This is a genomic window from Streptomyces sp. HmicA12 (assembly GCF_000373565.1).
Taxonomy (GTDB): Bacteria; Actinomycetota; Actinomycetes; order Streptomycetales; family Streptomycetaceae; genus Streptomyces.
In genome coordinates this window covers 580,004-586,003 of the sequence record NZ_KB891820.1, presented here as the reverse complement: position 1 = coordinate 586,003, position 6,000 = coordinate 580,004, and the positions used below count along the sequence as shown (strand labels likewise).

The 6,000-nt window shown below is 67.3% G+C and carries 7 protein-coding genes; 3 read left to right on the top strand and 4 right to left on the bottom strand.

The window, feature by feature from the left end; all coding sequences use genetic code 11:
* Nucleotides 1-541: 541 nt before the first annotated feature.
* A complete protein-coding gene (locus B072_RS0129025; RefSeq protein ID WP_018533475.1) occupies nucleotides 542-1,180 on the bottom strand; it encodes a DNA-3-methyladenine glycosylase in 639 nt (212 codons plus the stop codon).
* 129 nt (nucleotides 1,181-1,309) lie between these two features.
* Between B072_RS0129025 and B072_RS0129020 the strand changes: the two genes are divergently transcribed.
* From B072_RS0129020 to B072_RS0129010, 3 genes are all read left to right on the top strand, one after another.
* On the top strand, nucleotides 1,310-2,092 hold the full coding sequence (locus B072_RS0129020; protein ID WP_018533474.1) for a sporulation protein: 783 nt from the start codon (nucleotides 1,310-1,312) through the stop codon (nucleotides 2,090-2,092).
* A 97-nt stretch (nucleotides 2,093-2,189) separates the two neighbouring features.
* Nucleotides 2,190-2,732, top strand: coding sequence for a YbhB/YbcL family Raf kinase inhibitor-like protein (locus B072_RS0129015; RefSeq protein WP_018533473.1), 543 nt, complete (start codon nucleotides 2,190-2,192; stop codon nucleotides 2,730-2,732).
* Between the two features lie 144 nt (nucleotides 2,733-2,876).
* Nucleotides 2,877-3,386 (top strand): HNH endonuclease, encoded by a 510-nt coding sequence (locus B072_RS0129010; protein WP_026246412.1) that lies wholly within the window; start codon nucleotides 2,877-2,879, stop codon nucleotides 3,384-3,386.
* Between the two features lie 104 nt (nucleotides 3,387-3,490).
* On the opposite strand, the gene B072_RS0129005 is transcribed toward B072_RS0129010, so the two are convergent.
* The 3 genes from B072_RS0129005 to B072_RS0128995 all read right to left on the bottom strand — a co-directional run bounded on the left by B072_RS0129005 (nucleotide 3,491) and on the right by B072_RS0128995 (nucleotide 5,864).
* Nucleotides 3,491-4,426: an SPFH domain-containing protein gene (locus B072_RS0129005; RefSeq protein WP_018533471.1), complete on the bottom strand. Its 936-nt coding sequence runs from the start codon at nucleotides 4,424-4,426 to the stop codon at nucleotides 3,491-3,493.
* Between the two features lie 138 nt (nucleotides 4,427-4,564).
* Nucleotides 4,565-4,996, bottom strand: a complete 432-nt coding sequence (locus tag B072_RS0129000) for an NfeD family protein (protein ID WP_018533470.1) — start codon at nucleotides 4,994-4,996, stop codon at nucleotides 4,565-4,567.
* Between the two features lie 70 nt (nucleotides 4,997-5,066).
* On the bottom strand, nucleotides 5,067-5,864 hold the full coding sequence (locus B072_RS0128995; protein ID WP_026246411.1) for an ABC transporter ATP-binding protein: 798 nt from the start codon (nucleotides 5,862-5,864) through the stop codon (nucleotides 5,067-5,069).
* Between the last annotated feature and the right edge of the window lie 136 nt (nucleotides 5,865-6,000).

Here is a 6,000-nt window from a genome sequence, read left to right as displayed (position 1 = left end):
CCCGTAATCGGGGTGACACCACGAGAGCGGAACCAGGAGAGGAATAATCTCCCGGTTCACAGCGTCCTCGCTGTGCGCCTGCCAGTCGAAGACCGGCAGGACTTTTTCAAAGGAACCTCGTCCCAGCTGATGCTGGAGACGGGGTATCAACATATCTGGCGTTGATTTTTGGCACGCTGTTGAGTTCTCAAGGAACGGACGCTTCCTTTGTACTCACCCTCTCGGGCTTTCCTCCGGGCGCTTCCCTTCGGTATTTCGTGTTTCCAACCTTACCAGATCCTTTTCCGCTCCGTTTCCGGTTCGGATTTTGTTTCCAGTGGCCGTTGGAGGGCCTTTGCCTTTCGGCGTGTTCACTACGTTAGCGGATTTTCCCGGGGACTCATAATTGAGTTTCAGGGGTTCGAATTTCGACATGCAGGCACGCCGAAAAGACCCCGCCGAGGGAAGTCGTAACTAGTGGTTTGGTCGCTTCCGGCTGCTGGCTGAACGCAGTACCCGGTTCAAGCGGCTCGGGCTACATTACGGATCCCGCTAGGACGCGTCAAGCTCGGCGGCGGGGGGTGTGAGGGCGATAAGGGCTCACCGTCGGGTCGTTGGCGATCCAGAAGCGCCAGGGGTGGACGCCGCCGGCGCCCGAGACTCCGGTGCGGGGTCCGTTCAGTACCTGCTCCGTGGGGGTCGGGGTGCCGTGCAGGACCGTAAGAGGTGTGCCGGTGGGGGCGCAGGCGTCGGTGCCGTTCAGGGCCCGGTCCACGTCCAGGGCTGTGGCCAGGCGCGCAGGGCCTTTGGCCAGTTCCTTGTCGTTGCGGGCCGAGAGCCGACGTGCGCGGGCGAGTTCGGCTCCTTCAGTGATCTCACCGGCGCGGAGGAGGACCGCGCTCGCCCTTCCCTCTTCTCCGCACACCAGATTCATGCAGTGCCACATGCCGTACGTGAAGTAGACGTACACGTGGCCGGGCTGAGCGAACATCACGCTGTTGCGGGCGGTCCGGCCTCGGTAGGCGTGTGAGCCGGGGTCGTTCTCTCCGTCGTACGCCTCGACCTCTGTGAGGCGGAGTTCGATCGGACCGTCGGGGGTACTGCGTACCAGGACGCGTCCGAGGAGATCGGGGGCGACGTCCAGAACAGGGCGGTCGAAGAACTCCCGGGTGAGGGGCGTACGGTCAGGGGCCGCGATCATGCCGTCCGAGGGTAATGGAGCGGGCGGGTGGGCAGGCGCGGAACCGGGCGCGGGCGTACCGCGTTTGTAGTCAGCAGTACCAGCAGTAGTCGTCGAGTGAGCGCGTTCGCGTACGGAGGAGATCGAGACATGGGGTTCAAGCGGCTGTTGGCGAGCCTTGGTGCGGGTGGGGCGTCCGTGGAGACCGTGCTCACCGAGGCCAATGTCGTGCCCGGCGGTGTCGTGCAGGGCGAGGTGCGGATCCAGGGCGGGTCCGTGGACCAGGCGATCGAGGGGCTCTCCGTCGGTCTGCAGGCACGGGTCGAGGTCGAGGGCGCGGACCAGGAGACCAAGCAGAACATCGAGTTCACCAAGGTGCGGCTCGGCGGTGCCTTCGAGCTGGCGGCGGGCGCCGTGCACGCGGTGCCGTTCGGGCTCGAGATCCCGTGGGAGACGCCGGTCACCACCATCGACGGGCAGCAGCTGCGCGGCATGAACATCGGGGTGACCACCGAGCTCGAGATCGCGCGCGCCCTCGACTCCGGCGACCTGGACCCGATCAACGTGCACCCGCTGCCGTCGCAGCAGGCGCTCCTCGACGCGTTCATCGGGCTCGGGTTCCGCTTCAAGAGCGCGGACATGGAGCGCGGGCACATCCGTGGCACGCGGCAGAAGCTGCCGTTCTACCAGGAGATCGAGTTCTTCCCGCCGCAGCAGTACCGCGGGCTGAACCAGGTCGAGCTGAGCTTCGTCGCCGACGACCGGGAGATGGACGTCGTCCTGGAGATGGACAAGAAGCCGGGGCTGTTCAGCGAGGGCAGCGACACCTTCCGGTCGTTCGTCGTCGGGCACCACGACTTCCAGGGCACCGACTGGTCGGCGTACGTCCACCAGTGGCTGTCGGAGGTCGGGAGCAAGCGGAACTGGTTCTAGGGTTGTAGGTTCCAGGGTTTTCGGGGGCGGGCAGGGAGTTTCCTGTCTGCCCCCGACTCTGTACTCCGTAGAACTCGTCCAACCAGGAGGTGTCGTTGTGACCGAGCAGCCCAGGCGGGCTCCGCTGCCTCACGACTTTCATCCGCAGGTGCCGTCGTTCACTGTCGTGAGCGAGGACTTCGAAGCGGGTGGGGTGCTCGACGATGCTCAGGTCTACGCGGCCGGGAACACGTCGCCGCATCTGCGGTGGGAAGGATTTCCCGCCGGGACCAAGAGCTTTGCCGTGTCGTGCTTCGATCCGGACGCGCCGACCGGCAGCGGGTTCTGGCACTGGTCCGTCTTCGACATCCCGGTCTCGGTGACCGAGCTGCCCGCGGGTGCGGGCAGCGGCAAGTTCGAAGGGCTTCCCGAGGGTGCCGTGCAGGTGCGCAACGACTACGGGTCGAAGGAGTTCGGTGGTGCCGCGCCGCCGGCCGGGGATCCCGCGCACCGGTACGTGTTCACGGTGTACGCCGTGGACGAGGAGAAGCTCGGTCCGGATGCGGACACTTCGCCCGCGGCCGTCGGGTTCAACCTGCGGTTCCACACACTCGCGCGGGCCCAGGTCGTCGCCGAGTACGCGGCGCCCGCGGAGAGTTAGCGTTCCTGGAACGTTTGCCCGCCTCTGGTCTTGGAATTGATCAGAGGCGGGCATTTTTTATTGCGTTGTCCATCTCGGCGTCCACGGCCAGAGTTGACGCACGGACGCCGAGGGGTGATCCGCTGCGTACGGGAGGTGGGCAGGATGCGGGACACGCTGGTGCTGAACGCAAGCTTCGAGCCGCTCTCGACGGTGACGCTGAACCGAGCCGTCGTGCTGGTGCTCCAGAGCAAGGCCGTCGTCGAGCAGGCCCACCCCGAGCTGCGGATGCGCGGTGCCGCCATCGATATCCCGGTGCCCCGGGTGATCAGGCTGTGCCGGTACGTCAGGGTGCCGTTCCGAAGACGCGCGCCGTGGTCGAGGCGGGGCGTGCTCGTAAGGGACCAGTTCCGGTGCGCGTACTGCGGAAAGCGGGCGACGACCGTGGACCACGTGGTGCCGCGGTCGCGGGGTGGCGCGGACTCGTGGCTGAACACGGTGGCGTCCTGCGCCGAGGACAATCACCGGAAGGCGGACCGGACGCCCGAGCAGGCCGGAATGCCGTTGCTGCGCGAGCCTTTCGAGCCGACTCCCGCCGATGCGATGTTGCTGTCGCTCGGAGCGGGTGGGGTCGAGGCTCTGCCGGACTGGTTGAGTCAGGGCGCCGCGGCGTAGGCGTACTACGTGCAGCAGCGGGTCCATCGGCCTCGGGGGGCGATGGACCCGTTCTTCGTCTGCGGGTCGTGTGTGGCTGAGCGCGCGGTTCCCCCGCGCCCCGGTCAGTCGATCGGAGGCTGTTCCCTGCGTTCCTTGGACATCGACGGTGTCGGGCCGCCTGCCATCGGGCCGAAGTTGCCCATGGCGCCGCTCAGTCCCTTGAGGGCGTCGCCGATCTCGCTGGGCACGATCCAGAGCTTGTTGGCGTCGCCCTCGGCGATCTTCGGCAGCATCTGGAGGTACTGGTAGGCGAGGAGCTTCTGGTCCGCGTCTCCGGCGTGGATGGACTCGAAGACCGTACGGATGGCCTGGGCCTCACCCTCGGCGCGCAGGGCCGCCGCCTTCGCCTCACCTTCGGCGCGCAGGATCGCGGACTGCTTCTCGCCCTCCGCGGTGAGGATCTGGGACTGGCGGATACCTTCGGCGGTGAGGATCGCGGCGCGCTTGTCACGGTCGGCGCGCATCTGCTTCTCCATCGAGTCCTGGATGGAGGTGGGCGGCTCGATCGCCTTGAGTTCCACGCGGTTGACGCGGATGCCCCACTTGCCCGTCGCCTCGTCGAGGACGCCGCGCAGGGCCGCGTTGATCTCCTCGCGGGAGGTCAGGGTCCGCTCCAGGTCCATGCCACCGATGATGTTGCGGAGCGTGGTGACCGTGAGCTGTTCGATGGCCTGGATGTAGCTGGCGACCTCGTAGGTCGCGGCGCGGGCGTCGGTCACCTGGTAGTAGATGACCGTGTCGATGTTGACGACCAGGTTGTCCTGGGTGATCACCGGCTGGGGCGGGAACGGCACGACCTGCTCGCGGAGGTCGATGCGGTTGCGGATGGAGTCGATGAAGGGGACGACGATGTTCAGGCCCGCGTTCAGCGTGCGGGTGTAGCGGCCGAAGCGCTCCACGATGGCCGCGCTGGCCTGCGGGATGACTTGGATGGTCTTGATCAGGGCGATGAAGACCAACACCACCAGAATGATCAGGACGATGATGATCGCTGACATCGCGTCTCCTGTTGCCCTTCGTGCCGTCGTCGTCCGGCGGCGTCCCGTCGGAAGATCATGGGATCTTGCTCGTCGAGTGTGTCAGAACTGCCCCTGTGACGTGGCCAGTTCCCACCACATGACGGTTCGCTGCGCGCTTCACATGACGATCGCCGTGGCCCCTTCGATCTCGACGACGTCGACCTGGCGGCCCGGTTCGTACGCGGCGTCGCCGTCGAGGGCGCGGGCCGACCAGATCTCGCCGCCGAGTTTGATCCGGCCGCCGCTGCCGTCGACGCGCTCGAGGACGACGGCCTGCTTGCCCTTCAAGGCGTCCACGCCGGTGGCCAGTTGGGGCGGTTCCGCGCGTTGGCGCCTGGCGATGGGACGTACCACCGCGATGAGTGCGCACGAGACAGCGGCGAAGACCAGCACTTGGAGGACGGCGCCACCGCCGAGGCCCGCTGTCACGGCCCCGGCCACGGCGCCCACGGACAGCATGCCGAGTTCCGGCATGGCCGTGATGACGAGTGGGATACCGAGTGCGGCCGCTCCGATCAGCCACCACACCCATGCGTCGATGTCTGCCACATGGTCATGGTAGATCCGCGGACGGCCGTGCGGACAGGGGACGACCGGCCCGCACGGCTGAGCGACCGTGTCAGCCGAGGGGCAGGCCCGTGGCGGTCCAGCGGTCGTTCCGCTGCTCGACGACCAGCGGGAGGCCGAAGCACTTGGAGAGGTTGCGGGAGGTGAGTTCCAGCTCCAGCGGTCCCGCGGCGAGGACCTTGCCCTGGCGGATCATCAGGACGTGCGTGAAGCCGGGGGCGATCTCCTCGACGTGGTGCGTGACCATGATCATCGAGGGGGCGATCGGGTCGCGGGCGAGACGGCCGAGGCGTCGGACCAGGTCCTCGCGGCCGCCGAGGTCGAGGCCGGCGGCGGGCTCGTCGAGGAGCAGCAGCTCGGGGTCGGTCATCAGGGCGCGGGCGATCAGGGTGCGCTTGCGCTCGCCCTCGGAGAGCGTGCCGAACTTGCGGTCCAGGTACTCGCTCATGCCGAGGCGGTCGAGGAACGCGCGGGCGCGCTGCTCGTCGATGTCCTCGTACTCCTCCTGCCAGCCGGCCGTCATGCCGTACGCGGCCGTGAGCACGGTCTGCAGGACCGTCTGGCGCTTGGGGAGCTTCTCGGCGAGCGCGATGCCGGCGACGCCGATGCGCGGGCGCAGCTCGAAGACGTCCGTGCCGGGCTTGCCGAGGGGCTCACCGAGGATGCTGGCCGTGCCCTTGGTCGGGAAGAGGTAGCTCGAGGCGACGTTCAGGAGGGTGGTCTTGCCGGCGCCGTTGGGGCCGAGGATGACCCAGCGCTCCCCCTCCTTCACCGACCAGGAGACCTGGTCCACCAGAGCCCGGCCCTCGCGGACCACGGATACGTCCTCCAGCTCCAGTACATCGCTCATGAGCGCGTTGTCTCCCATTGCAGTCTCGGCCGTCACGCGTGCGTCCGTAGAGGTTCGGCTCGTTTGTCGCTGGACGCAGCCCCCATGCAAACCTACGCCACCGATGTGGTGGTCCATTCCATCGGCCGGGGTTTTG